We start from the raw sequence: 24,959 nt of genomic DNA, 5'->3' as shown, positions 1-24,959 counted from the left end.
CGCGAACGAATCGGGCTCAACCGGGCCCCTTTACGTCATCCGGCTCTTTGCGAGTGGTGGGTTCGCCGCAAAATACCGCTTGATGCCCTTCATGATCGCGTTAGCCATCTTGTCGCGATAAGCGTCGTCGTTCAGACGCTGCTCCTCTTCGGGGTTACTGATAAATGCGGTTTCCACCAGGATCGACGGAATATCCGGTGCTTTCAACACCGCAAAACCGGCTTGTTCCACAGAGCCCTTGTGCAGCTTGTTGATATCGCCAATCTCGTTCAGCACGAAATTTCCATAGCGCATTGAGTCGCGAATCTGCGCGGTCGTCGACATGTCGAATAACGCCCGGTTGACGCTTGCGTCCTGGGTCGTCACGTTGATGCCGCCAATGGAGTCCGACGAGTTTTCCTTGTTCGCCATCCAGCGCGCAGCCGCGCTCGAAGCGCCATGATCGGAGAGTGCGAATACCGACGAACCGCGCGCCGAGGGCGTGGTGAACGCATCGGCGTGAATGGAAACGAACAGGTCCGCGCCTACTCGACGCGCCTTCTGCACACGCACGTTGAGCGGCACGAAGAAGTCGGCGTCGCGCGTCATCATGGCGCGCATGTTCGGCTGCGCATCGATCTTGGCGCGCAGCTTTTTCGCGACATCGAGGGCAATGTGCTTCTCGTACGTTCCGCCGCTGCCGATCGCCCCCGGATCTTCGCCGCCATGGCCCGGGTCGATGGCAACCGTGAGCAGGCGCGTTGTCCCGGGCTTGTTGCTCTTCGGGTTGGCGAAGCCGTAATCGTCGCTGGTATCGGTGTCGGACGAGTCGTCCTGGTTCGCCAAGGCTGTAGGCGGCGCGGACTTGACCGTGGGCCGGGGCTTCGGAATCGCTGCAATAGGCGGAACCGGTATCGATGGAGAAGACGGCACAGGTGCGCGCGGGAGATCGGACTGTGCATACTTCTGAAAAAACTCGTCCGTGTTGTCCGGCGCGTTCGCTTTCGGCGGCGTGGCGGGGCCGCTCAGCGTGGCGGGTGGCGGGGCCGGATTCGGGTTGGTCTGATCGAAGGTTTGTTGCTTGTGCTCGGACTGGGCAAGCAAGTCCATCAACGGATCGGGGGCAACGGCCGGATACAGATCAAAAACCAGCCGATACTTGTAGCTGCCGATCGGCGTCAGCGTGAACACTTGCGGCTTCACGGACCCTTTCAGGTCGAACACCATCCGCACCACATGAGGCTGATATTGCCCGATACGCACCGACTGGATCTGCGGGTCGTTCGGCGTGATCTTCGAGACGAGATCCTTCAGTTCCTGATCGAGGTCGAGTCCATTCAGGTCGACCACGAGCCGGTCTGGACCCTGCAGCAGTTGCTGGGTGTTTTGCAGCGGCTGATCGGACTCGATCGTAACCCGGGTGTAATCGCGGGCGGGCCACACGCGCACGCCGAGCACCGAGCTCGCGTACGCGAGCTTCGGTCCGAGCAGCGCGAGCGCGATAGTCGAAGCACCTGCGCGCAGCACCTGGCGCCGCCGCCAGTTGTGCGAGGCCGTGGCGGTCGATTCGATCGAATGAAACGGCTTGATCAACAGCTTTCGAGACATGACTTTCCTGTTTCGCTAAACGCGCGCGCTATCAGCACGCGGCCTTCGCCTTCCTGTTCCAGCGTGAATTCGAGGTCCGGGACACCCAGCAAACCGCCCGCGCGTTGCGGCCATTCAACGAGGCAGATCGCGCCTGCATCGAAGTATTCGCGAAAGCCGGCGTCGGCCCATTCGGCTGGATCGGCAAAACGATAAAGATCGAAGTGGTAAAGCTCGAGCGGACCCGTTTCCGTAGCGAGCGAGTAGGGTTCGACGAGCGTGTAAGTGGGACTGCGCACGCGGCCCGCGTGACCGAGGGCGCGCAGCGTCGCGCGCACCAGCGTGGTCTTGCCCGCGCCCAGGTCGCCGATCAACTGGACCTGCAAACCCGGAAAACGTTCGTTCGAAGTGTTCAACCGCGCCAGACGAATGACGAGAATCGCCTTCGCGAAGCGGCCACCGAAGGCGAGCGTCGCGTCTTCGTCGGGCAGGTCGAAGCGGCGTTCGAGCAGCGCGGCGGGAGGGTTTGCAAACGATCGAGTGAGGCTGTCGGGCATTCTCGTAAAATGTCGTGATGAACCGTTTGCCGGAACACCCTGTGGAACGCGAGAGCGCGTCAGACGACGCCGTCGCGGACACGCGCCACTTCAGACTTGACGACGAAGCCGCGCTGGCTGAACTCGCGCTACGCATCAAGGCGTGGGGGCGCGAGCTGGGGTTCGGTGCGGTCGGCGTCAGCGACGCCGACTTGACGGAAGCCGAAGAAGGCCTGGCCTCATGGCTCGAAGCAGGCTATCACGGCGAGATGGATTATATGGCCAAACATGCGATGAAACGCGCAAGGCCAGCCGAGCTTGTGGCCGGCACGCGACGTGTTATTACAGTTCGAATGGCCTATCTGCCTGCATCGACGCTCGACGGCAAGGCGCGCGAAAGTGCAGCGACAGCGGACGGTCAGGCAATCGACTGGCGCGCGGCCGAATGGGCGCGAATAGACGATCCCGCGGCTGCGGTCGTGTCGGTCTATGCTCGTGGCCGCGATTATCACAAGGTAATGCGCAGCCGCTTGCAGCAGTTGGCCGATCGCATAGAAGCCGAGATTGGCCCGTACGGGTATCGGGTATTTACGGATTCCGCGCCCGTTCTGGAAGTCGAGCTGGCGCAGAAGGCGGGCAACGGCTGGCGCGGAAAACATACGCTGTTGTTGGAAAGTGATGCCGGGTCGCTGTTTTTTATCGGCGAGATTCTGGTGGATATTCCGCTTCCCGCCGACGCAGACGTCAATCCCGATCAAGCGCCCGAACACGACGGCGCACACTGCGGAAGCTGTACACGATGCATCGATGCCTGCCCGACCGGGGCGATCGTTGCGCCGTATCGCGTGGATGCGCGCCGTTGCATTTCGTATCTGACCATTGAGTTGAAGGGCAGCATTCCCGAAGAGATGCGGCCGCTGATCGGCAATCGGGTTTATGGTTGCGACGATTGCCAGCTCGTCTGTCCGTGGAACAAGTTCGCGCAGGCCGCGCCGGTTGCGGATTTCGATGTACGCCATGGGCTCGATCGCGCGTCGCTCGTGATGCTGTTCGGCTGGAGCGCCCATGATTTCGATGAACGCATGCAGGGCAGCGCGATTCGCCGCATCGGACACGAGCGATGGTTGCGTAATATTGCGGTAGCGATGGGCAACGCGTTACGCTCGCCGGCATTGGGCGCCGATGAGCGCTCGGCAATACGAAATGCACTGAATGCCCGCGCCACGGATGATTCGGAGCTGGTCCGCGAACACGTCGAATGGGCGCTGCGCCAGGAAGCATGACCTCAAGCATGACCTCACGCTTACAGGAAAAACCAATGGAAGTGACCGAGGTAGAACGCGCGCCGGAACTCGCGTCGAGCAGCGCATCGATCGATCTTTTTTGCGACGCGCTCTGGCTCGAACATGGCCTCGCCAAGAACTCGCTCGAAGCGTACCGGCGGGATTTGCGCTTGTTCTCCGAGTGGTTATCGAAGACGCGCGGCGGCACTGTGGACACCGCCACCGAAGCCGACATGAACGGCTATCTCGCCGCCCGCCGCGCGGACAAGGCAACGTCCGCCAACCGCCGGTTGTCGGTTTTTCGACGCTACTACGCGTGGGCGTTGCGAGAGCATCGCGCGCCCGCCGATCCCACCCTGAAGCTGCGTTCGGCCAAACAGGCCCCGCGGTTTCCCAAGACCTTGAACGAAGCTCAGGTCGAGGCGTTGCTGAATGCGCCCGATGTGGAAACCGCGCTTGGGCTGCGCGACCGGACCATGCTTGAGCTGATGTACGCGAGCGGCCTGCGCGTGACCGAACTCGTGACGTTGAAAACGGTGGAGGTGGGTTTGAACGAAGGCGTGGTGCGCGTGATGGGCAAGGGGTCGAAGGAGCGCCTTATCCCGTTCGGGGCGGTCGCGCACGACTGGATCGAGCGATATCTGCGCGAATCGCGGCCGGCATTGCTCGGTGCCCGCGCGGCCGATGCGCTGTTCGTCACCACGCGCGGCGAAGGCATGACGCGCCAGCAATTCTGGAACATCATCAAGCGCCACGCACTCACCGCCGACGTGCGTGCGCCGCTCTCACCGCACACCTTGCGGCACGCGTTCGCCACGCACTTGCTGAATCACGGCGCCGATTTACGCGTGGTTCAAATGCTGCTCGGTCATACCGATATCTCCACCACGCAGATCTACACCCACGTCGCGCGTGAGCGGCTGAAGACGCTGCATCACGACCACCATCCGCGCGGCTGAGGGTCCGAGCGGGTCCAAGCTTAAAGCTGGTCCCGGAGCTTGTGTTTCAACACCTTCCCCGTCGATGCCGCCGGCAGCGCGGCCAGCACGCGGATCTCGGCGGGGCGCTTGTAAGGCGCAAGACGGTCCGCACACCACTGGATGATATCGTCGGGTAGCGCGTGCACCGACGGCAGCAGTTCGACGAACGCAATCACTTCCTCATTGCCCTCGACCGCCCGCCCGATCACCGCCGATTGCAGCACATCGGGATGTGAGTTCAGCACGTTCTCGACTTCAGCCGGATACACGTTGAAGCCTGAACGAATGATCAGCTCCTTGCTGCGCCCGACGATATACAGCGCGCCATCCCGGGCCTGACGCGCGAGGTCGCCGGTTTTGAGCCAGCCATCTTCCGTGACCGTCGTCCGCGTCTGCGCTTCATTGCGGTAATAGCCGAGCATCACGTTCGGCCCGCGCACCCATAGTTCACCGACTTCACCCGGCGCCACATCCACGCCATCCAGCGCGACGAATCGCAGTTCGATACCGGGTATGGGGTCTCCTGCCGAGCAGTCATCGCGTGGCGTGTCGAGCATGGTTTGCGATATGGTCGGGCTGCTTTCCGTCATGCCATAGCCGTTGTGCAGCGGCACCTTGTACAAGCCTTCGACACGCGCCTTCAGCGCGGCATCGAGCGCAGATCCGCCGGAATACGCGAAACGCAACGCGGGTGCGCGCCACGGCGTACCGCTCGTCTGCACCTGTTCGACGAGCTTTGCGTGCATGGCCGGCACGCCCTGGAAGATCGAAACGTTCTCTTCGGCCAACGCCCGTCGCACGGCATCGGGCGCGAAGCGCGGCGCGAGCCGGAGCGTGGCCCCCGCGTACAGGCTGCCAAGACAGACCGACGCCAGCCCATAGATGTGCGTAATCGGCAGCACGGCGTACACCATGTCCTGAGGCGTCACGCGCCGCAATGTGCTGGACATGGCCGCGATAAACAACACGTTGCGATGCGACAGCATCACGCCCTTTGGTGCGCCCGTCGTGCCCGTGGTGTAGATCAGCGCGGCGCATTGACGGGCCGGATCGGTTTCAACAGGCTCCGGCGACACGGTTTCATCGACGATAAAACGCCACGCGCCCACGTTTGCTGCCGCTGCCGCTTCAGCAGCGTTCAGCCGGTCCGCATGATTCGCGGCATCCTTCGATGCATCGACGGTGAATGCCACCACTCGCGGCTTTGCGTGAGCGCGGATCGCGTCGACTTCGCTTGCCGAAAGCCGGGCGTTCGTGAGCAAACACCACGCGTCGAGTTTCGCCGCAGCGAACATCAGCACGACTTGCGCCACGCAATTCTCACTCACGATCATCACGCGATCGCCGCCTTGCACGCCGGCTTGCGTGAGCTGGCGGGCGGTGTCGTCGACGGCTCGCACGAGCTCCGCTGCGTTCAACCGCCGCTCGTCTTCGATCAATACAACGTGCTGCGAATCGCGGGCGGCGAGGCGCGCTGGAATATCGGAAATACGCGTGGGCAATGCGGCCAGCAAGGCGGGGACATCAACGTCCATTTCAAATCTCCGTGCCGCGCATGAGTCCGCGCGCGATGATCACTTGTTGAATCTGCGACGTGCCTTCGTACAGCCTGAAGAGCCGCACGTCGCGATAAAAACGTTCGATGCCGTACTCCGAGATATACCCCGCGCCACCGTGCACCTGCACTGCGCGATCGGCCACGCGGCCGCACATTTCGGTGGCGAAATATTTGGCGCACGACGCTTCTATGGACACGTCACGGCCCTCGTCGCGGCGGCGGGCGGCATCGAGCACCATGCATTCGGCCGCGTAGATCTCGGTCTTGCTGTCCGCCAGCATGGCCTGAACCAGTTGGAATTCGGCAATCGGCTGGCCGAATTGCTTGCGTTCCATGGCGTAGGCGAGGGCATCGCGCAGCATCCGTTTGGCCGCTCCAATAGCCACTGCTGCAATGTGTAAACGGCCTTTATCGAGCACTTTCATGGCCGTCTTGAAACCCACGCCCTCCACGCCGCCGATGAGTTGCGCGGCCGGAATGCGGCAATTCTCGAAGATGACGTCGCACGTGTGCGCGCCGCGCTGGCCCATTTTCCTGTCGGGTTTGCCGAGCGACAACCCCGGCGATTCCCGCTCGACAATAAACGCGGAAATGCCGCTCGCGCCTTTGGCGTCGCTCGTGCGCGCCATCACGGTAAAGATGCCGGCTTCCGGCGCGTTCGTGATGAAGCGCTTCGTGCCGTTCAGCACGTAGTGGTCGCCGTCCCTGCGCGCCGTGGTTTTCAGCGACGCCGCGTCCGAACCCGCGTCCGGCTCGGTCAGGCAGAACGAGCCGATCAGATCGCCCGCGGCGAGCTTCGGCAGATAGTGCAGCTTCTGCTCCTCACTGCCGTCGAGCAGGATGCCGATGGAGCCAATGCCGTTGTTCGTGCCGATCACGGACCTGAATGCGGGTGATGTCTGGCCGAGTTCAAACGCCACGCGCACTTCCTCTTCCATCGTCAGGCCGAGTCCGCCGTAAGCCTCGGGAATGGTCAGCCCGAACAGGCCGATCTCGCGCATGGCGGCGAGTACATCGGCGGGAATCTGGTCGGTTTCGTCGACTTCCGCTTCGCGCGGCACGAGCGTTTCGCGTACAAAGCGGCGAATGGCGTCTTCAAGCAACGTCTGGGTTTCTGAATCGCGAATCACGTTGAATCTCCTGTGTCGACCGGAGTTGGCGCTTTAGCGCCTTACTCCGGTCCCATGCAGTTTGTCCGCGGTCGGCTGGAGTTAGCGCTTTAGCGCTTACTCCGGCCCCATGCGTTACTCTGGTCCCATGCAATATGGTGGCTGGATCGTATAACGCCGGATGAGCAATTCCGAACGATCGTGCCACATGAAATCAGCTTGCACAATCGGCCGTTCGGCCGATGGTGGCCATGCTTTCGCGCCGCTACAATGCGGTCATGTCCAAGGTAAAACACATTTCCGAGACCCCGGCGACGCAGTTTTTGCGTCGGCACAAGGTCGCGTTCGGCGAGCATCCTTATGAGTATGTCGAGCATGGTGGCACGGAAGAATCGGCGCGCCAGCTTGGTGTGGATGAACATTGCGTGGTCAAGACGCTCGTGATGGAGGATGAACATGCGAAGCCGCTGATCGTGCTCATGCACGGCGATAAAACGGTGTCGACCAAGAATCTTGCCCGGCAGATTGGCGCGAAGCGCGTCGAGCCGTGCAAGCCGGAAGCGGCCAATCGGCATTCAGGATTCTTGATCGGCGGCACGTCCCCATTTGGCACGAGGAAGGCGATGCCGGTGTACGTGGAATCGACCATCCTGGACCTGGACACCATCTATCTGAATGGCGGACGGCGCGGGTATCTGGTGAGCATCGCGCCGCCAGTTCTGACCGACCTGCTGAAGGCCACGCCCGTGAGTTGCGCGAGCGTCGATTAAAATGCGCGTCCTGAAGTCTTGCTCATGTCTCGCGGTCACATCCCGTCTACGCTTGGCGTTCCCGAAGATAAGAAGAAATCAATGAACAATGTGATTGTCGCTGTGGTGGCTTACCTGATCGGCTCGATCTCGTTTGCGGTGGTTGTCAGTTCGGCCATGGGTCTTGCCGACCCGCGCTCGTACGGCTCCGGCAACCCGGGCGCGACGAACGTACTGCGCACGGGCAATAAGCTGGCAGCCGTCCTGACGCTCCTCGGCGATGCGTTCAAAGGCTGGCTGCCCGTATGGTTCGTCGTGCATTTCGGCGCCCGGTTCGGGCTGGATTCCACGGCTATCGCGCTGGCGGCCATCGCCGTGTTTCTCGGGCATGTGTTCCCGATATTCTTCAAGTTTCAGGGCGGCAAAGGCGTCGCGACCGCGGCGGGCGTGCTGCTCGCCATCAACCCGGTGCTGGGGCTGGCCACCCTGCTGACGTGGGTGATCATCGCGGTCTTCTTCCGGTATTCATCGCTGGCGGCGTTGGTGTCGGCGGTATTCGCGCCGTTCTTCGATGTCTTTCTCTTCGGCCCGAGCCGCATATCGCTAGCCGTTGCCGCGATGAGCGCGGTGCTGATCTGGCGGCATCGCGGCAATATCAAGAAGCTGCTCGATGGAAAGGAAAGCCGGATCGGGGAGAAAAAGCGGGCGGCAAAAGCGGTTGAATAAAGCGCTGTAGAACTGCGCCGCGAAAGTGAAAAAGCCGCCCCGAAGGCGGCTTTTTCTCACTCAGAGTCCTGCAGTGATCCGATTGGCAGACGGCGTGGATCTTTCCGTCGTCATCAATGTGTTCCAAAACGGAACCTACTGCAAAATAGCAACAACTCAACGCCCGAGTGCCGCTTGGCCAAACTCAAGCACGTGGCGAACACCACGACTCAATCGCGGAAATTATTGAAGTCCAGCGGCGTATCCGTCACGTCCTTCTTCAGCAAGGCAATAGCGCTTTGCAGGTCGTCGCGCTTCGTGCCGTTGATGCGCACTGCGTCACCCTGAATGCTCGCCTGGACCTTGATCTTGCTGTCCTTGATCATCTTGACGATTTTCTTCGCCAGATCGCCGGTCACACCTTTCTTGATCTCGACGACCTGCTTGAGCTTGTCCCCGCCAATCTTCTCGATCTTGCCGTAATCGAGAAAACGCACGTCCACATTGCGTTTTGCAAGTTTCGACAACACCACGTCCTTGACCTGGCCGAGCTTGAAATCGTCGTCGGCAAAAAGCGTCAGATCACGATCCTTTTGCTCGACGCGCGCGTCCGAACCCTTGAAGTCGAAGCGCGTGGCAATTTCCTTGTTCGATTGTTCGATGGCGTTTTTCACCTCGATCATGTTTGCTTCGCTGACGACGTCAAACGATGGCATCTGCATTCCCCTTCGTTGAGGCGAGGCGTGACGTAAGGCTCGCACGCACTCGCTATAATCACGGACCACCGTCATTCTACCGATGCCGTCCCGGTTTGCCCAAGGCCGCCCCTGATCTGACCCAAGCGCTTTCTCAATGTCCGAGTTCCAACTTCTCTCCGATTACCCGCTGCTCGCGCATAACACGTTCGGTTTTGACGTCCGCGCCAAGCATGCCGTTCGGCTGACGGAAGAGGCGCAGATCCCGGCGCTGGCTCGCGACGCCCGACTAAGCGGCTTGCCGCAACTGGTGCTCGGCGGCGGCAGTAACGTCGTGCTGACTCGCAATTTCGACGGCGTCGCGTTGCTCGTCGAACTGCGCGGCCGCCGCGTAATCAATGAAGATAGCGAAGCCGTTTTTGTAGAAGCCGGTGCGGGGGAAAACTGGCACGAATTCGTCGCGTGGACGTTGTCGCAAGGCTTGCCCGGGCTCGAAAATCTCGCGCTGATTCCCGGTACGGTGGGCGCGGCGCCGATTCAAAACATAGGCGCCTACGGGCTCGAAATGGGCGAGCGCTTCGAGCGTTTGCGGGCGATTGAATTGTCGACGGGAGAAACGCGGGAATTTGATCGCGATGCGTGCGCGTTCGGTTACCGCGATAGTTTTTTCAAGCAGGAAGGGCGCGGGCGTTTTGTGATTGTATCGGTGACCTTTCGTCTGCCGAAAGCGTGGGCGCCACGCGCGGATTACGCGGATATCGCGCGTGCGCTTGAGAAAAGTGGCGCGAACAATCCCCAAGCTATCTTCGATGCGGTCGTCGCCGTACGTCAGGCAAAGTTGCCCGACTGGCGGGTGCTCGGAAACGCGGGGAGCTTTTTCAAGAACCCAGTGATAAGCGCTACGGCTTTCGACGCACTGAAGGCGCTTGAACCCGATCTCGTGTCTTACAAGCAGCAGGATGGCCAGTTCAAACTGGCCGCAGGCTGGCTGATCGACCAATGCGGCTGGAAAGGCCGCGCGATCGGTGCGGCCGCTGTGCACGATCGGCAGGCGCTGGTTCTGGTGAACCGCGGCGGCGCGTCGGGCGCACAAATCCTGGAGCTCGCCGCAGCCATTAAACGCGATGTACACGCGCGTTTCGCGGTTGAGCTTGAAGCGGAGCCGGTGTGTCTTTGATTTAAAAAGCTGCTGCGAAAGATCTATTGCGCTCGTCGAGTGAGACATCAAGGCCCAACAACAAAAAACCCGCCAGGAAGGCGGGTTTTTCATTGCAGCACCAACAAATCCAGACGAACTCAACCGCCACGCTTGCGACGTGCGTTCTCCGCAATCCGCATCCGCAACGCGTTCAACTTGATGAACCCGCCGGCATCGGCCTGATCGTACGCGCCGCCGTCGTCATCGAACGTTGCGATGTTCTTGTCGAACAGCGTTTCCTTCGAATCACGCGCAACCACCGTCACGCTGCCCTTGTACAGCTTCACGCGCGTCCAGCCGTTGACCTTGTCCTGCGTATGGTCGATCAGCACTTGCAGCGCGCGGCGCTCCGGGCTCCACCAGTAGCCGTTGTAAATCAGCGCGGCGTAACGCGGCATCAGATCGTCCTTCAGGTGCGCCACTTCGCGATCCAGCGTGATCGACTCAATCCCCCGATGCGCCTTGAGCATGATCGTGCCGCCCGGCGTTTCATAACAACCGCGCGACTTCATGCCGACGTAGCGGTTCTCGACCAGATCCAGCCGGCCGATGCCATGCTTGCCACCAATTGCATTCAATTCCGTCAGCATGTCCGCCGGCGACAAACGCTTGCCGTTCAGCGCAACCGGATCACCCTTCTCATATTCGATATCCAGATATTCCGGCTGATCCGGCGCGTCTTCGGGCGCGACCGTCCAGCGCCACATATCGGGTTCGGCCTCGGCCTTCGGATCTTCCAGATGACGGCCTTCGAACGAAATATGCAGCAGGTTCGCGTCCATGGAGTAGGGCGCGCCGCCTTGCTTGTGCTTCATTTCGATAGGAATGCCCGCCTTTTCCGCGTAAGCCAGCAGCTTTTCACGCGACAGCAGATCCCATTCACGCCACGGCGCGATCACCTTGATACCCGGCTCGAGCGAGTAATAACCCAACTCGAAACGCACCTGGTCGTTGCCTTTGCCGGTCGCGCCGTGCGACACGGATTGCGCACCGACCGCCCGGGCGATTTCGATCTGGCGTTTCGCGATCAGCGGACGCGCGATCGACGTGCCGAGCAAGTACTCGCCTTCGTAAACGGTGTTGGCGCGGAACATCGGGAACACGAAGTCGCGGACAAACTCCTCACGCAGATCTTCGATAAAAATGTTGTCCTGCTTGATGCCGAGCTGCAGCGCTTTCTTGCGCGCCGGTTCGAGTTCTTCGCCCTGACCGATGTCAGCGGTGAACGTCACGACTTCGGCGTCGTAGTTGTCTTGCAACCACTTCAGGATGACGGAGGTATCGAGGCCGCCTGAGTAGGCGAGCACGACTTTTTTGATATCGCTCATGGTGAACTCGTATGGCTGGAAAACGGTGTGCGCCGGGCTTTCAGCGCGCGGAAAACCGCTATTTTGACATCAAATGGCGGCCGTTCCGCATTTTCGGGACGACACGGCGTTTCGATGGAAGCGCCGCACGGTTAGCTAAACGCTGCAATCGGCGCAATCAGGTAGCGCATCAGGTAACTTCATCCAAGCCGCTCAATGATTGAGTTTGCCGAGCAGCAGATATTCCATCAGCGCTTTCTGGACGTGCAGCCTGTTTTCCGCTTCGTCCCACACGACGCTCTGCGGGCCGTCGATCACCTCTGCGCTCACTTCCTCGCCGCGATGCGCCGGCAGGCAGTGCATGAAGAGGGCGTCCGGATTCGCGCGCGCCATCATGTCCGAGTCGACACACCAGTCGGCGAATGCTTTCTTGCGCACTTCGTTCTCGGCTTCGAAACCCATGCTGGTCCAGACGTCGGTGGTAACCAGGTCAGCGCCGGTGCAGGCGTCGTTCGGATCGGCGAATTCTTCATAGAACGGCGCGCTATCGGGCGAAACCAGCGAATGGTCGAGCGTATAACCCGGCGGCGTGGACAGGCGCAATTTGAAGCCGAGAATCTGCGCGGCTTCGATCCACGTGTACAGCATGTTGTTCGCGTCGCCGACCCAGGCCACGGTTTTCCCCGCGATGGGGCCGCGCAGTTCGTAGTAGGTGAAGACGTCGGCGAGGACCTGACACGGGTGATATTCGTTCGTCAGACCGTTGATCACCGGCACGCGCGAGTTTTCGGCGAAGCGCTGGATGATGTGCTGGCCGAACGTGCGGATCATAATGATGTCTACCATGCGCGACACCACTTGCGCCGCGTCCTCGATCGGTTCACCTCGACCCAGTTGCGTGTCGCGTGTGCTGAGGAACACGGCATGGCCGCCAAGCTGGAAGATACCCGCTTCGAACGAGAGCCGCGTACGCGTTGAATTCTTCTCGAAGATCATCGCCAGCGTGCGGTCGTGCAGCGGATGGTAGGTCTCGTAGCTCTTGAACTTGCGCTTGAGAATACGCGCGCGTTCGAGCACGTAGTCATAGTCGTCGAGAGAGAAGTCCTTGAACTGCAGATAATGGCGAATTTTTTTTTCGGTCATGAAAAATGCGTACGGCGGCTTCAGCCGGCAATTACGCCGGACGGCGCCGCCGTCGTGGTGGTATCGAATTTCAGCATAAAGGAATTTCCGGCGTTTGACGAGGTCGCCAATTAGCCGATGCGCGCCGCCATACACCGTCTGGCGCGGTTTAGAGGCTTTGTGTGCAGTGCGGAAAAAGGGCCTCTGCTGTATAATCCGCCAGGTTTCTCCGGCAGTCCTGATACCTTTCGACTGCTTACGAAGCAGATCCATTCGCGGGCTTAAGCAGAGCCAACCCGCGGGGCTAAACACGCAGATTTAACGTTGCTTTTCAACGTTGCATTGAGCGGGAGTCAGAGCAGTTCGCGGTTACGCGAGTTCGTCTCGCCGGCACCTGCCTACGCGCCCGGCAGTCCGTCTGGCGGACCGCCGTGAACGGCGCATGATGTGTTGACTGCGCGAGTTGGCAGCATGAGTTGACAGCGCGCTCAAAGCGACTCGGGTGACGCCGTGATCTTGCCGATGAGTGGTCAATGAGCGGGTAGATGCAGGTCGAAGAAAGAGGCTGGGTCTTACCGGCCGCGACGTTGCCGGACGAGGCGGAGTTCAGCGCCGGAGGTTGCAGCCGATGACTTTCCGGTTCACCTTGCCAACCATGCATGCGCGTTCGCCGGCGTTCTCCGCCGATCGTCAAACAGGTATTCCTACATGGCCGAAACAATTCCAACCGAATACTTCATCCAGGGCATTACGTCGAACGGCAAGACTTTTCGGCCGAGTGACTGGTCGGAACGGCTTTGCGGCGTGATGTCAGGGTTCGGCCCGGGCAAGCGCGGTCCCAATGCCCGGTTGCAGTATTCCGTCTATGTGCGCCCGACCCTGCTCGGTAACGTGAAGACGGTGATTCTCGATTCCCGTTTGCGTGACATTGAGCCTATGGCTTTTGATTTCGTGATGAACTTCGCCAAAGACAACGATCTGCTGGTGACGGAGGCGTGCGAGTTGCCGCCGCATCATGCCACGCAGCAACAACATGGCTGACCGCGCGCCCAACTAAGCGGAAGGGGCCTTTGAGAAGAGAAGGCCCCTTTTCGATGCACACGACAAAAAACCCGCTATTAGCGGGTTTTTTTATTGCTGCGTTCTGTTTCCGAGGCGTCAGGACGATTCGGAACCAAAAGCAGCAGCCTGTCACGCGCCCATCAATCTGAAGGCACGCAATGGGCGACTACCAGAATCCTTAAGCAGCAGTTGCTTGCAGGCCCTTGATAGCAGCCGACAGACGGCTCTTATGGCGAGCAGCCTTGTTCTTGTGAACGATGCGCTTGTCCGCAATGATGTCGATGGTCTTGACCGACGTCTTGTAGATTTCCGCAGCCTTGGCTTGGTCGCCGGCGTCGATTGCCTTGCGAACGGCCTTGATGGCGGTGCGGAATTTCGAGCGCAGCGCCGAGTTGTGCGAGTTTGCCTTGGCGCCTTGACGGGCGCGCTTGCGGGCTTGTGCTGTATTTGCCATGACGGTTCCTTATCCTGTTCCAGCTATGTGTTTCAGCGCTTCCCGTTTTGCTTCTGGATCGGATCCAACTCAATGCTGGTCCGACTCCACACAAGATAAAACGAGGTCAATCCGATGCGCTGTTTATGATCAAACCCTCGGGATCGATTGCCCGAAAGCGCAAAAACGTCGAAAGAAGACGCGAAGCCGCCGTGCCTTGTACTTCGTCAGCAACGTACCTAAAAGTGCCGAAGGCAGATTCAGGAGCTTCGAAACCGGCGATTATAGCAACGAAATCATGGGACTGGCAAGCGCAGCTGGTTTTTGCCCGGTGTCGCGGGGAGGCAACCGCAGCGAACCCGGACGCAGCCTAGCGCGTACACGCGAGCAGCACACGAACTACCTGCGCGCGGCCCAAGTTGCAAATTCTAACGATTCCGCAAATGCTGCAACGCGTCGCGTTCATAATGCGGCCCGTATAATAAGCCCCCCATGAATCTATTCCGAGCCCTACTGACGGTCAGCGGCTTCACGCTGCTTTCCCGCGTGACCGGCCTGGTCCGCGAAACGCTGATCGCGCGAGCCTTCGGCGCCAGTCAATTCACCGACGCGTTCTACGTCGCGTTCCGCATACCGAACCTGTTGCGGCGCTTGTCCGCTGAAGGAGCGTTCTCGCAGGCGTTCGTGCCTATCCTCGCCGAGTTCAAGAACACGGAAGGCCACGACGCCACCAAGGCCCTCGTCGACGCCATGTCGACCGTGCTCGCCTGGGCGCTGGCAGTTGTATCGCTCGCGGGCGTAGCGGGCGCATCCTGGGTCGTATTCGCCGTGGCGTCCGGGCTGGAGCACGACGGCCGCGCGTTCGGCCTCGCGGTGACCATGACCCAGATCATGTTCCCGTACATCATCTTCATCTCGCTGACATCGCTGGCGTCCGGGGTACTCAACACCTACCGGCAGTTCTCGCTGCCCGCATTCGCGCCCGTGCTGCTCAACGTGTCGTTCATCGCGGCCGCCATCTTCCTCGCGCCGCATCTGAAAGTGCCGGTTTACGCGCTCGCCTACGCGGTGATCGTTGGCGGGATTTTGCAGTTTCTCGTGCAGTTGCCCGGACTCAAGAAGATCGACATGATCCCGCGCATCGGCCTGAATTTCTTCCGTGCGTTGCGGCATCCAGGCGTCAAGCGCGTGCTGATCAAGATGGTCCCCATGACGTTCGGCGTGTCGGTCGCCCAACTGAGCCTGATCATCAATACGAACATTGCATCGCGGCTCGGCCCGGGCGCTGTGTCGTGGATCAATTACTCCGATCGTCTGATGGAATTCCCCACCGCGCTGCTCGGTGCGGCGTTGGGCACCATCCTGTTGCCAAGCCTCTCAAAGGCGCACGTGGACGCCGATCCGGTCGAATATTCGGCGCTCCTCGACTGGGGGCTGCGCATCACGTTTCTGATGGCGGCGCCCAGTGGAGTCGCGCTGTTTTTCTTCGCTGTTCCGCTGACAGCCACGCTGTTCCACTACGGCAAATTCGATGCGCATTCTGTCGTCATGGTCGGCCGGGCGTTGTCGGCGTACGGCGTCGGGCTGGTCGGACTGATCCTGATCAAGATCCTCACGCCCGGTTTTTACGCGAAACAGGACATCAAGACGCCGGTGATCATCGGCATCATCGTGTTGATTGCCATTCAGCTCAGCAACCTGATTTTCGTGCCAATTTTCGCGCACGCTGGCTTGACGCTGTCGATCGGCCTGGGCGCCTGCGTGAACGCAACGTTATTGTTCATCGGCTTGAGGAAACGCGGAATTTACCAACCCTCGCCGGGATGGACGCGCTTTTTCGCGCAACTTGTCGGCGCCTGCCTCGTGCTCGCGGGCGTCATGCATTGGGTGGCGGGCAATTTCGACTGGATCGGCATGCGCGCCGCGCCTCTGGAGCGAATCATGCTGCTCGGTGCAAGCCTGGTCGTATTCGGTGCGCTATATTTCGGTATGCTCTCCGCGATGGGTTTTAAATACGCGTATTTCAGAAGGCGAACGCTGCAATGACGACGACGCGCATCCTCGACTATTTCACCTCGCTAGTGGCGGAGGACGACAGTTTGCCGCTCACCGAGGCGGCGTTGGCGCTCGCCCAGGATGCGTATCCGGATCTCGATTTGCAGGGCGTGCTGGCCGAGATCGACGAGCTGGTTTTGCGCGTGCGCCGCCGTATGCCCGATGACGCCGACATCAAGCAAAAAGTCGGCGTGCTGAATCGTTTTTTCTTCCGCGAGCTGGGTTTTACCAGCAATCTCAACGATTACTACGACCCCGATAACAGCCACCTGAACATGGTGCTGAAGCGGCGTCGTGGAATTCCGATTTCGCTGGCCGTCGTGTACCTGGAGATGAGCGAGCAGCTCGGTATTCCGGTGCGTGGTGTGTCGTTTCCGGCGCACTTCCTGCTGCGCGTGACCACGCCCGACGGCGACGTGATGCTCGATCCGACCACCGGCCATTCACTGTCCGAATCGGCAATGGTCGAGATGCTCGAGCCGTATGTGCAGCGAGTGGGCGAGTCCATTGGCAGCGCGCTACGGGTCTTGTTGCAGCCGGCCACGCGCCGGGAAATCATCGGACGAATGCTGCGTAACCTGAAGAGCATCTATCTTCAGACAGAGCGCTGGCAACGGCTGCTCGCCGTGCAGCAGCGGCTGGTGATCCTGATGCCGGGAAGTATTGAAGAAGTGCGCGATCGGGGCTTCGCATACGCGCGCCTGGATTACTTGCGCCCGGCGATGGAAGACCTGCGTCGATACCTCGACGATCGGCCCGACGCCGAAGACGCGACCGTCGTGGAGACGGAGTTGCATGAGTTGCGTCAGCGTACGCAGCACGACGGCGAGTAAGTTGTTTCCGTATTGCTAAAACCCCATTAAAAAACGGCGGCACATCATTTCGATGGCCGCCGTTTTGTCGTGGCGCATGAGCCCGCGAGCTAGCCGCTACCCGTCGCGTCTCGCCGAGCCGCAAAACTTACTTCGGCTGCATCCGGATCGCGCCATCGAGGCGAATCACTTCACCGTTGAGCATGGGGTTGTCGAATATCTGCTTGACCAGCATGGCGTACTCGTTCGGTTTGCCGAGACGCGAGGGGAACGGCACCATCGCGCCGAGCGCATCCTGCACTTCCTGCGGCATGCCGAGCAGCATCGGCGTTTCGAAGATGCCCGGCGCAATCGTCATCACGCGAATGCCGTTGCGCGACAAATCACGTGCAATCGGCAGCGTCATGCCCACCACGCCGCCTTTCGATGCCGCATAAGCGGCTTGTCCGATCTGGCCATCGTAAGCCGCCACCGATGCCGTGCTCACGATCACGCCTCGTTCGCCCGCTGCATTCGGTTCGTTCTTCGACATGGCCGCCGCCGCCAGCCGGATCATGTTGAACGTGCCGATCAGATTCACGCCGATAGTCTTGGCGAACAGATCGAGCGCATGCGGGCCATCCTTGCCCACCGTCTTCGCGGCCGGCGCGATGCCCGCACAATTGACCAGCCCGCGCAAACTGCCGAGTTGCGTCGCGGCTTGCACGGCGCGAAGGCCATCTTCCTCGCGGCTCACGTCGCATTTCACGAACACACCGCCAAGTTCCTTCGCCAGTTTCTCGCCGGCGGCTTCGTTCATGTCGGCGAGCACGACCTTGCCGCCGTGGTCGCGGATAAGCTGGGCTGTCGCCGCGCCGAGGCCCGATGCGCCGCCGGTGACGAGAAAAACGTTGTCCTGGATGTCCATGCTGTGTGCTCCTTGATGAGGGTTATACGTAAAACGTGACTCCGCGTTCGTCCCGAGGATCGCTCAGAACGAAAAACCCGCTCGGCCGATGGAGCGCGAGCGGGTTTCGGAAGGCGTGCCCCGAGCGCCCGGGTATGAGCGCTCGGTGGAGATCAGGTCAATGCATCGAACACGCGCGTGCGGATTTCATCGACGGCGCCAAGACCCGAGATCCGCCGATACTCCGGCGCCTTCAGGCCATTGTTGTCGCCATGTTTTGACCACGTGTTGTAGTACTCGATCAACGGCTTGGTCTGCGCGACATACACGTCGAGCCGCTTCTTCACGGTCTCTTCCTTGTCGTCATCGCGCTGGATCAGCGGCTCGCCGGTGACGTCGTCCTTTCCTTCCTGCTTCGGCGGATTGAACTTGATGTGATAAGTACGGCCCGACGCCGCATGCACGCGACGCCCGCTCATGCGCTCGATGATGTCCTCGAACGGCACGTCGATCTCAAGCACGTAGTCGATAGCAACACCCGCTTGCTTCATGGCGTCGGCTTGGGGAAGCGTGCGCGGGAAACCGTCGAAGAGATAACCGTTCGCGCAGTCCGGTTCCTGCAGGCGTTCTTTCACGAGGTTGATGATGAGCGTGTCCGGCACGAGTTCGCCGGCGTCCATGAAGCGCTTGGCTTCCACGCCGAGCGGCGAACCCGCTTTCACGGCGGCGCGCAGCATGTCGCCTGTCGAGATCTGCGGGATGCCGAACTTTTCCTTGATGAAGGTGGCCTGGGTGCCCTTGCCGGCGCCGGGGGCGCCCAACAGGATCAAACGCATGGTGATATCTCCGAATCGAATAGAAACCGCTGCGCTGCGAGGCTTATTCTTGCATCCGGTCGCTGTGGCACATCGCCCGGTTGAAGCCGCAAACGAGGCGCGACGAGCCGAATTCGGGAGACGGCGCGGCACCAGTCGACACGGGCGCTCAGGAGCGTTGGCGCTGACCGGAAGGCTCGCGCTACCGGCCGATTATGCCATGCATCGTCACAATGGCGGCCCGAATCCGAGGCCGGAAAGCCCGGAAAGTCGCGCGCAGCGGGGGTTAACACGAGTTGATCGGAGAGAAGGCGCTGCGCTAGGAGGAGGTGCAAACGAGCCGATTTCGCGGGATGCTGTCGCTTCGGGGCGCGGCGAAAATGCCCGTGATCAGCAGACGTCCGGCGAAATGACAATAGAACTGCCGGAAGCGTTGCTACAGCATAAACACGGCTTATGCGTGGCTTATGTGTGGCTTGGTGGCCTTATGCGCAGCGATCCGCCGCAGGCCCCCCCGGAAGTGGGCTGCGGCCGGAACGCGGTCAACGGCCGCTTCCTGTCTCGCAGCCCGTCTCGATTCCCGCCCCGTTATGCCGACGCGCCAAACAGCGCGCGAACGCGGGCCAGATCAGCAGGGGTATCGACACCCGGCGGCGGCGCGTCGTTCGTCGTCAGCACTGCGATGCGCTCGCCGTGCCAGAGCGCGCGCAGTTGCTCGAGCGCCTCCGCTTCTTCGATCGGCGCCACGGACAGCGTGGGATAAACCCGCAAGAACTTTACGCGATACGCATACAAGCCGATATGGCGCAACACATTGGCGGGAACGGACGGACGCGCGCCGAGCGCGGCGACATTCGGCCAGTCCTTCTGCCACGCGTCACGCGACCACGGAATCGGCGCGCGCGAAAAATACAGCGCGACGCTCTTCGAATCCAGCACGACTTTCACCACGTTCGGATTGAAGACATCGGCCGGATCGTGGATAGGATGCGCAGCGGTCGCAATCGCGCACGACGGGTGCGCCGCAAGATGCGCCGCCACGTTGCGCACGAGCGCCGGGTCGATCAAGGGCTCGTCGCCTTGCACATTGACCACGATGGTGTCGTCGCTCCAGCCGAAATGCGTCGCGACTTCGGCGAGCCGGTCCGTACCGTTCGGATGATCGGCGCGAGTGAGCAGCGCTTCGAAACCATGTTCCTTCGCGACGTCGACCACGCGCGGGGAATCGGTGGCGATCAGCACTTGCAGCGCGCCCGATAAACGCGCGCGCTCGGCGACGCGCACGACCATCGGCTTGCCGCCGATATCCGCCAGCGGCTTGTCCGGCAGCCGCGTGGACGCGAGCCGCGCGGGGACGACTGCGATGAAGGGCGGCGCGACCGGAACGTGTGCGTTCATAAAACCCTCAATTGCCGCCGGCAGGGTTCAACGGCTCCATAGGCGTGCCTTCCACGGTCTGGCGGGCTTCGTCGGGCAGCATGATGGGGATGCCGTCGCGGATGGGGTAGGCGAGTTTATCGACGTTGCAGATGAGTTCCTGCGCCGCGCGGTCATACGTGAGCTGGGTCTTGCAAATAGGGCAGACAAGGATTTCAAGCAGTCGTGCGTCCACGGAGTTTCTCCACAACTAATGCGATGAGGCGGGGGCTGAGCACGGCTTCCACTGGAACGACCCAGATGCGCGCGTCACGCCAGGCCCCGAATTTTACTGCATCCTTCTCGGTGATCAGGATCGAATCGGCGTCGATGCCGGCGAACGGATTGTCGCGATAATCGTAGTGGTCCGGGAACGCGCGCGTGGCCGGTGCGAGTCCGGCCGCGCGCAGCGACGCAAAGAAGCGTTCCGGTGAGCCGATGCCCGCCGCCGCCGCGATCCGCTCGCCCTTGAACGCGCTGAGCGGGCGGCGTACGGCGGGCTCGTCGAGGCGCCAGGCGTCGCCGGTGGCCAGATCCAGCGAAAACGTGTTCGGCCACGACGGCAATGTGCGGTCGTACGGGCTGTTGATGAGCGTGGCGTCGCGGTGCCGCGACATCGATTCACGCAGCGGTCCCGCCGGCAGCAGGAAACCGTTGCCGCCCAGACGGTCGTCGAAGACCACGAGTTCGAACGTCCGCGCGAGGCGGTAATGTTGCAGGCCGTCATCGCTGACGATCACATCCACCGATGGATTCGCCTTCAGCAACGCCTGTGCCGCCGCGACGCGATCCGGCGACACCATCACCGCCGCGTGCGTGCGGCGGGCGATCAGCAGGGGTTCATCGCCGACGTCGGAGGGTTGGCTGTCGGGCGTCACCCGCGTGGCTTCGTGGATTTTCGCGCCATAACCGCGCGAGACGACGCCCGGATGAAAACCGGCGGCGCGCAATGCTTCGACGATCGCGATGACCGTCGGCGTCTTGCCGGTGCCGCCCACGGTCACGTTGCCGACCACGACAACCGGCACGCCCACGTCCACTTGCTTGATCCAGCCGAGCGCGAAGAAGGCGCGGCGACTGGCCGCGATCAGGCCGAACACGCACGCGAACGGCGTCAGCGACCACGCCACCCAGCCGCGCTTGCGCCACTCGCGGGCGAAGAAGTTTTCGATCGGCGGCTTGAAGTCAGACATGGCGCGCCCTGGATTCAGGCGTTCCACGAGCGAACGATGCACGCGCCTGGAACGATAGCAACGGTGGACGGTGTAACGGCGAGGGGAAGGGCAATGTTCGTGATAACGGCCGGCACCTTTGCATCGGGGCGGATCTCCAGAATGAGCGTATTAGATGAATTAGACGAATTTGGGCGGATGGTAAGCAGATGGTAAGCGGTCGCTGGACGACGCAGGGCAATTGTCGCGCCGGCCCTTGAACCCGGCACTCTAGCGCGGCGTTGCCGGGGGCGCCAGTCGAAGGGCAAAAGCAGGCCTCGCCGCGCGGCGTGGAAACATCCTCAGGCGCAGCTTGAAAACGAGGTAGATTTCATACTCCATTTTGCTCACGAACTTCTCACAATTCGCCTGTGGATAACTCTGTGAACAACTTGGACTCCGACGGCCTGAAATCGGTACCAGGAAAGACCTGCATCGGCTTCGTCATATTTTGGAGATAGAAAACATTGTTAAAACAATGACTTAAAGTGCGTTCATCATTGTTTCACAAGCGTTCCCGTTAGCTTTCGGAAACCGGTGCATTGTGGACACTTGCTACACTTCGGACGCTGATTGGTCTATCGTCCATGCCTTGTTCATAGGCCGTTCAGCATGACCGGAATGGCCCTTTTGTCCGCCTTCGGGCGAGCGTATTTTCAGCCTTGTTTTCAACCTTGCTTTCAACCTCAACCGACCACCCTTTTCTTCGATGAGCTCTGATCCTTTCGCTTCACCCGGCAGTGCCGATGCCGTTATCCCCGTTTCAGCGCTGAACCGGGCGATCGGGTCGATGCTCGAACGTTCGTTCCCGCTGGTCTGGGTATCGGGTGAAGTGTCGAATTTTACGAAAGCGGCGAGCGGTCACTGGTACTTTTCGATCAAGGACGTGCAGGCGCAGATGCGCTGCGTGATGTTCCGCGGCCGCGCGCAGTACGCCGAATTCACGCCGCGCGAAGGCGACCGGATCGAGGTTCGCGGGCTCGTCACAATGTACGAACCGCGCGGCGAGTTGCAACTCGGCGTGGAAGCGGTGCGCCGCACGGGCCAAGGGCGGTTGTACGAAGCCTTTTTGAAGCTGAAGGCGAAACTGGAAGCAGAGGGGTTGTTCGCGGCTGAGCGCAAGCGTGCGCTGCCGCAGCATCCGCGCGCGATCGGTATTGTGACGTCGCTGCAGGCGGCGGCATTGCGCGACGTGCTCACCACGCTCTCGCGGCGCGCGCCGCACGTGCCGGTGATTGTGTATCCGGCGCCGGTGCAGGGCGCGGGCGTGGCCGCGAAGCTCGCCGCGATGGTCGATGAGGCCAGCGCACGTCGCGAGGTCGATGTGTTGATCGTGTGTCGCGGGGGCGGTTCGATTGAAGATCTGTGGGCGTTCAACGAGGAAGTGCTCGCCCGCGCGATAGCCGAAAGTGCGATGCCGGTTGTCAGCGGCGTGGGCCACGAGACCGATTTCACCATCGCCGATTTCGCCGCCGATGTCCGCGCGCCCACGCCCACGGCAGCCGCCGAACTTGTCAGTCCGCAGCGCGTGTTGTTGCTGCGCGATCTCGATCACCGGCATGCGGCGCTCGCGCGCGGTTTCGGCCGGATGATGGAGCGGCGCGCGCAGCAACTCGACTGGCTGGCGCGCCGACTGGTCAGTCCGGCCGAGCGGCTGGAACGTCAGCGCACGCACTTGCGGCAACTCGCGGTGCGGCTGGCATCGGCTGGCGCGCGTCCGGTTCGCGATGCCCGCGCCCGTTTTGCGCTCGTGCAAATGCGCTGGCAACGCTGGCGTCCTGATCTCGCCGCCGAGCGGGAACATCTGATGCGTCTCGAACAACGCCTGAGTGTTTCGCAAGGGCGCCGGCATGAACGGGCGGCCGCCCGGGTGTCGGAGTTATCGGCGAGGTTGCAGGTGTTGAGCCCGCAACGCACGCTTGAGCGCGGCTATGCGGCTTTGATCGATACGCAGTCCGGACGCGCCGTGCGCGCGCCGAACGCGTTGAAGCCGAAACGGCCGTTGACCGTGCATCTGGCGGAAGGATCGGCGGATATTGTGCTGGCCGATATCCAGCCCCGGCTCTCCGATGAATTCTGATGCCCGCCGCGGTGTGTATCGGATGCTGCTTTGATACGGTGCGCACACGCGTTTTTACAAGACCCGCACGGGTGCTTGAAAGCCCGTATTTTTGACGGCTTAGAAGGAACGTTCGAGCATTTTTTACGCCGCTGTTAAAGCTTCGTAATCGATACTGCTCATAAAAACCCGCAATTTGCGGGGTTATCCCAACTCGCCTACAATCGAGTGCTCCATTGCTTCACTCCTCACGTCCCCCATAATCATCATAGAAGGAAGCTCGCACCATGGAACATACCCTCCCGCCGTTGCCGTTCGACAAGAACGCACTCGTCCCGAACATGTCGGAAGAAACGCTTGAGTATCACTATGGCAAGCATCACCAAACCTATGTGACGAACCTGAACAAGCTGATTCCGGGTACCGAATTCGAAAACCTCTCGCTTGAAGAAATCGTCAAGAAGGCATCGGGTGGCGTGTTCAACAACGCAGCCCAGGTCTGGAACCACACGTTCTTCTGGAACAGCCTGTCGCCCAAGGGTGGCGGTGCTCCGACCGGCGCACTCGCCGACGCAATCAACGCCAAGTACGGCTCCTTCGACAAGTTCAAGGAAGAGTTCGCGAAGGTCGCAACCGGCACGTTCGGTTCGGGCTGGACGTGGCTCGTGAAGAAGACGGACGGTTCGCTTGATATCGTGTCAACAAGCAATGCCGCTACGCCGCTGACCACCGACGCGAAGGCGTTGCTGACCATCGACGTGTGGGAACACGCGTATTACATCGACTATCGCAATGCGCGCCCGAAGTTCATTGAAGCGTACTGGAACATTGCGAACTGGGACTTTGCGTCGAAGAATTTTGGCGCTTGAAGTTTGTTTCGCGACACTAAACTTTGGAAACGGCAATAAAGTTTGGACACGCGTTAAGACGCGCCGCAATAAACTTTTGAAGCCGTAGGCAAAGAAAGCCCTCCATGTGAGGGCTTTTTTGAGCCTGTGCACTTTGCTCTATTGTCTGGCCAGATGCTGATCGGTTACTCCGCGCGCACGCCATTTGTCGTCGCTCGCTCGGACTACGTTCAGAGGAGCGTCACCGCGTCGGTTTTTACTCCGACTACCCATGCGACCGGACCGGCAGCGCTCGGCCATAAAGGGTCAGTCGGACGCTTTATGCGCGGATACTCAGACATCGGCTCCACGACAGCAAGCGGCTATACAATGCGCGACGTTGTGCGGGTGCCGGCCCCCATTCAAATTTTTTCAGTTACCGCCTGATTCATGGCTATATCTGTTTGATAGCGACATCGCGAGGAGTCACGTTCGTGCGTTACCGTACATTTTATGAAAGGTCGCTGTCAGTGAAAAACAGTAGTGCAATACACTGTGAGTGAGCTACTTCGATG

Annotated in this window: 23 protein-coding genes; 10 read left to right on the top strand and 13 right to left on the bottom strand. The window is 60.8% G+C overall.

From position 1 onward, the window contains the following. Positions 1–30 precede the first annotated feature (30 nt). On the bottom strand, positions 31–1,587 hold the full coding sequence (locus ACSQ36_RS16040) for an N-acetylmuramoyl-L-alanine amidase (protein ID WP_436182645.1): 1,557 nt from the start codon (positions 1,585–1,587) through the stop codon (positions 31–33). Next, complete coding sequence (tsaE, locus tag ACSQ36_RS16035; RefSeq protein ID WP_436182644.1) at positions 1,569–2,123, bottom strand: tRNA (adenosine(37)-N6)-threonylcarbamoyltransferase complex ATPase subunit type 1 TsaE; 555 nt, start codon at positions 2,121–2,123, stop codon at positions 1,569–1,571. Before tsaE ends, ACSQ36_RS16040 begins: the two co-directional genes overlap by 19 nt. A gap of 17 nt (positions 2,124–2,140) precedes the next feature. Here tsaE and queG point away from each other — a divergent pair, with 17 nt between their 5' ends. Beyond that, positions 2,141–3,385: a tRNA epoxyqueuosine(34) reductase QueG gene (queG, locus tag ACSQ36_RS16030; protein WP_436182643.1), complete on the top strand. Its 1,245-nt coding sequence runs from the start codon at positions 2,141–2,143 to the stop codon at positions 3,383–3,385. Between the two features lie 35 nt (positions 3,386–3,420). Continuing rightward, positions 3,421–4,344, top strand: a complete 924-nt coding sequence (gene xerD / locus ACSQ36_RS16025; RefSeq protein ID WP_436182642.1) for a site-specific tyrosine recombinase XerD — start codon at positions 3,421–3,423, stop codon at positions 4,342–4,344. A 20-nt stretch (positions 4,345–4,364) separates the two neighbouring features. Here the strand turns inward: xerD and ACSQ36_RS16020 are convergent, their stop codons facing one another. Together ACSQ36_RS16020 and ACSQ36_RS16015 are read right to left on the bottom strand one after the other, a co-directional pair. Beyond that, entirely contained in the window at positions 4,365–5,900 is a 1,536-nt protein-coding gene (locus ACSQ36_RS16020) for a class I adenylate-forming enzyme family protein (RefSeq protein WP_436182641.1), read from the bottom strand. A 1-nt stretch (position 5,901) separates the two neighbouring features. Continuing rightward, positions 5,902–7,053: an acyl-CoA dehydrogenase family protein gene (locus tag ACSQ36_RS16015; RefSeq protein WP_436182640.1), complete on the bottom strand. Its 1,152-nt coding sequence runs from the start codon at positions 7,051–7,053 to the stop codon at positions 5,902–5,904. 257 nt (positions 7,054–7,310) lie between these two features. Here ACSQ36_RS16015 and ybaK point away from each other — a divergent pair, with 257 nt between their 5' ends. Both ybaK and plsY read left to right on the top strand, forming a co-directional pair. Beyond that, positions 7,311–7,802, top strand: coding sequence for a Cys-tRNA(Pro) deacylase (ybaK, locus tag ACSQ36_RS16010; RefSeq protein WP_436182639.1), 492 nt, complete (start codon positions 7,311–7,313; stop codon positions 7,800–7,802). 81 nt (positions 7,803–7,883) lie between these two features. Next, entirely contained in the window at positions 7,884–8,507 is a 624-nt protein-coding gene (gene plsY, locus ACSQ36_RS16005; RefSeq protein ID WP_436182638.1) for a glycerol-3-phosphate 1-O-acyltransferase PlsY, read from the top strand. Between the two features lie 209 nt (positions 8,508–8,716). Here plsY and ACSQ36_RS16000 read toward each other — a convergent pair whose 3' ends face one another. Beyond that, a complete protein-coding gene (locus ACSQ36_RS16000; protein WP_213767248.1) occupies positions 8,717–9,202 on the bottom strand; it encodes a YajQ family cyclic di-GMP-binding protein in 486 nt (161 codons plus the stop codon). A 136-nt stretch (positions 9,203–9,338) separates the two neighbouring features. On the opposite strand from ACSQ36_RS16000, the gene murB reads away from it, so the two are divergent. After that, positions 9,339–10,358 carry a UDP-N-acetylmuramate dehydrogenase gene (gene murB / locus ACSQ36_RS15995; protein ID WP_436182637.1) on the top strand — a complete coding sequence of 340 codons (1,020 nt, stop codon included), beginning with the start codon at positions 9,339–9,341 and terminating at the stop codon, positions 10,356–10,358. Positions 10,359–10,477: 119 nt separating this feature from the next. Here the strand turns inward: murB and ACSQ36_RS15990 are convergent, their stop codons facing one another. Then, the gene (locus tag ACSQ36_RS15990) at positions 10,478–11,707 is read right to left on the bottom strand and encodes an argininosuccinate synthase (RefSeq protein ID WP_213767250.1); all 1,230 of its coding nucleotides are present in this window, start codon (positions 11,705–11,707) and stop codon (positions 10,478–10,480) included. A 192-nt stretch (positions 11,708–11,899) separates the two neighbouring features. Next, positions 11,900–12,829, bottom strand: coding sequence for an ornithine carbamoyltransferase (gene argF, locus ACSQ36_RS15985; RefSeq protein WP_436182636.1), 930 nt, complete (start codon positions 12,827–12,829; stop codon positions 11,900–11,902). Positions 12,830–13,516: 687 nt separating this feature from the next. Here argF and ACSQ36_RS15980 point away from each other — a divergent pair. Beyond that, positions 13,517–13,849, top strand: a complete 333-nt coding sequence (locus tag ACSQ36_RS15980) for a DUF3579 domain-containing protein (RefSeq protein ID WP_213767252.1) — start codon at positions 13,517–13,519, stop codon at positions 13,847–13,849. 199 nt (positions 13,850–14,048) lie between these two features. Here the strand turns inward: ACSQ36_RS15980 and rpsT are convergent, their stop codons facing one another. Beyond that, positions 14,049–14,324, bottom strand: a complete 276-nt coding sequence (rpsT, locus tag ACSQ36_RS15975; protein WP_089166413.1) for a 30S ribosomal protein S20 — start codon at positions 14,322–14,324, stop codon at positions 14,049–14,051. A 471-nt stretch (positions 14,325–14,795) separates the two neighbouring features. On the opposite strand from rpsT, the gene murJ reads away from it, so the two are divergent. Both murJ and ACSQ36_RS15965 read left to right on the top strand, forming a co-directional pair. Then, positions 14,796–16,349, top strand: a complete 1,554-nt coding sequence (gene murJ / locus ACSQ36_RS15970; protein WP_213767254.1) for a murein biosynthesis integral membrane protein MurJ — start codon at positions 14,796–14,798, stop codon at positions 16,347–16,349. Beyond that, positions 16,346–17,191, top strand: coding sequence for a SirB1 family protein (locus ACSQ36_RS15965; protein ID WP_436182635.1), 846 nt, complete (start codon positions 16,346–16,348; stop codon positions 17,189–17,191). The genes murJ and ACSQ36_RS15965 overlap by 4 nt, the downstream gene beginning before the upstream one ends. A gap of 127 nt (positions 17,192–17,318) precedes the next feature. Here ACSQ36_RS15965 and ACSQ36_RS15960 read toward each other — a convergent pair whose 3' ends face one another. The 5 genes from ACSQ36_RS15960 to lpxK form a co-directional block, all read right to left on the bottom strand. Then, complete coding sequence (locus ACSQ36_RS15960) at positions 17,319–18,077, bottom strand: 3-hydroxyacyl-CoA dehydrogenase (RefSeq protein WP_436182634.1); 759 nt, start codon at positions 18,075–18,077, stop codon at positions 17,319–17,321. 152 nt (positions 18,078–18,229) lie between these two features. Next, positions 18,230–18,892: an adenylate kinase gene (gene adk / locus ACSQ36_RS15955; RefSeq protein WP_436182633.1), complete on the bottom strand. Its 663-nt coding sequence runs from the start codon at positions 18,890–18,892 to the stop codon at positions 18,230–18,232. 567 nt (positions 18,893–19,459) lie between these two features. Beyond that, a complete protein-coding gene (gene kdsB, locus ACSQ36_RS15950) occupies positions 19,460–20,269 on the bottom strand; it encodes a 3-deoxy-manno-octulosonate cytidylyltransferase (RefSeq protein ID WP_436182632.1) in 810 nt (269 codons plus the stop codon). A 7-nt stretch (positions 20,270–20,276) separates the two neighbouring features. Further along, complete coding sequence (locus ACSQ36_RS15945) at positions 20,277–20,483, bottom strand: Trm112 family protein (RefSeq protein WP_436182631.1); 207 nt, start codon at positions 20,481–20,483, stop codon at positions 20,277–20,279. Continuing rightward, positions 20,464–21,480 (bottom strand): tetraacyldisaccharide 4'-kinase, encoded by a 1,017-nt coding sequence (gene lpxK / locus ACSQ36_RS15940; RefSeq protein WP_436182630.1) that lies wholly within the window; start codon positions 21,478–21,480, stop codon positions 20,464–20,466. Before lpxK ends, ACSQ36_RS15945 begins: the two co-directional genes overlap by 20 nt. A 727-nt stretch (positions 21,481–22,207) precedes the next feature. Between lpxK and xseA the strand changes: the two genes are divergently transcribed. Both xseA and ACSQ36_RS15930 read left to right on the top strand, forming a co-directional pair. Continuing rightward, positions 22,208–23,578 (top strand): exodeoxyribonuclease VII large subunit, encoded by a 1,371-nt coding sequence (xseA, locus tag ACSQ36_RS15935; protein ID WP_436182629.1) that lies wholly within the window; start codon positions 22,208–22,210, stop codon positions 23,576–23,578. Between the two features lie 266 nt (positions 23,579–23,844). Then, on the top strand, positions 23,845–24,426 hold the full coding sequence (locus ACSQ36_RS15930) for a superoxide dismutase (protein ID WP_436182628.1): 582 nt from the start codon (positions 23,845–23,847) through the stop codon (positions 24,424–24,426). Positions 24,427–24,959 lie beyond the last annotated feature (533 nt).

The organism is Caballeronia sp. LjRoot34 (genome assembly GCF_964253815.1).
Classification (GTDB): domain Bacteria; phylum Pseudomonadota; class Gammaproteobacteria; order Burkholderiales; family Burkholderiaceae; genus Caballeronia.
Note: the sequence above shows the minus strand (reverse complement) of the source record. Positions and strands in the feature narration are given on the sequence as shown.

Excerpts from the sequence above, each read along its gene's own strand:
- ybaK (WP_436182639.1), top strand. The coding sequence starts at position 7,311 with ATGTCCAAGGTAAAACACATTTCCGAGACCCCGGCGACGCAGTTTTTG.
- ACSQ36_RS16000 (WP_213767248.1), bottom strand. The coding sequence starts at position 9,202 with ATGCCATCGTTTGACGTCGTCAGCGAAGCAAACATGATCGAGGTGAAA.
- murJ (WP_213767254.1), top strand. The coding sequence starts at position 14,796 with ATGAATCTATTCCGAGCCCTACTGACGGTCAGCGGCTTCACGCTGCTT.
- ACSQ36_RS15930 (WP_436182628.1), top strand. The coding sequence starts at position 23,845 with ATGGAACATACCCTCCCGCCGTTGCCGTTCGACAAGAACGCACTCGTC.
- ACSQ36_RS15965 (WP_436182635.1), top strand. The coding sequence starts at position 16,346 with ATGACGACGACGCGCATCCTCGACTATTTCACCTCGCTAGTGGCGGAG.
- rpsT (WP_089166413.1), bottom strand. The coding sequence starts at position 14,324 with ATGGCAAATACAGCACAAGCCCGCAAGCGCGCCCGTCAAGGCGCCAAG.
- xseA (WP_436182629.1), top strand. The coding sequence starts at position 22,208 with ATGAGCTCTGATCCTTTCGCTTCACCCGGCAGTGCCGATGCCGTTATC.
- ACSQ36_RS16020 (WP_436182641.1), bottom strand. The coding sequence starts at position 5,900 with ATGGACGTTGATGTCCCCGCCTTGCTGGCCGCATTGCCCACGCGTATT.
- adk (WP_436182633.1), bottom strand. The coding sequence starts at position 18,892 with ATGCGTTTGATCCTGTTGGGCGCCCCCGGCGCCGGCAAGGGCACCCAG.
- ACSQ36_RS15990 (WP_213767250.1), bottom strand. The coding sequence starts at position 11,707 with ATGAGCGATATCAAAAAAGTCGTGCTCGCCTACTCAGGCGGCCTCGAT.
- ACSQ36_RS15960 (WP_436182634.1), bottom strand. The coding sequence starts at position 18,077 with ATGGACATCCAGGACAACGTTTTTCTCGTCACCGGCGGCGCATCGGGC.
- queG (WP_436182643.1), top strand. The coding sequence starts at position 2,141 with ATGAACCGTTTGCCGGAACACCCTGTGGAACGCGAGAGCGCGTCAGAC.
- ACSQ36_RS15980 (WP_213767252.1), top strand. The coding sequence starts at position 13,517 with ATGGCCGAAACAATTCCAACCGAATACTTCATCCAGGGCATTACGTCG.
- kdsB (WP_436182632.1), bottom strand. The coding sequence starts at position 20,269 with ATGAACGCACACGTTCCGGTCGCGCCGCCCTTCATCGCAGTCGTCCCC.
- argF (WP_436182636.1), bottom strand. The coding sequence starts at position 12,829 with ATGACCGAAAAAAAAATTCGCCATTATCTGCAGTTCAAGGACTTCTCT.
- lpxK (WP_436182630.1), bottom strand. The coding sequence starts at position 21,480 with ATGTCTGACTTCAAGCCGCCGATCGAAAACTTCTTCGCCCGCGAGTGG.
- murB (WP_436182637.1), top strand. The coding sequence starts at position 9,339 with ATGTCCGAGTTCCAACTTCTCTCCGATTACCCGCTGCTCGCGCATAAC.
- ACSQ36_RS16040 (WP_436182645.1), bottom strand. The coding sequence starts at position 1,587 with ATGTCTCGAAAGCTGTTGATCAAGCCGTTTCATTCGATCGAATCGACC.
- plsY (WP_436182638.1), top strand. The coding sequence starts at position 7,884 with ATGAACAATGTGATTGTCGCTGTGGTGGCTTACCTGATCGGCTCGATC.
- xerD (WP_436182642.1), top strand. The coding sequence starts at position 3,421 with ATGGAAGTGACCGAGGTAGAACGCGCGCCGGAACTCGCGTCGAGCAGC.
- tsaE (WP_436182644.1), bottom strand. The coding sequence starts at position 2,123 with ATGCCCGACAGCCTCACTCGATCGTTTGCAAACCCTCCCGCCGCGCTG.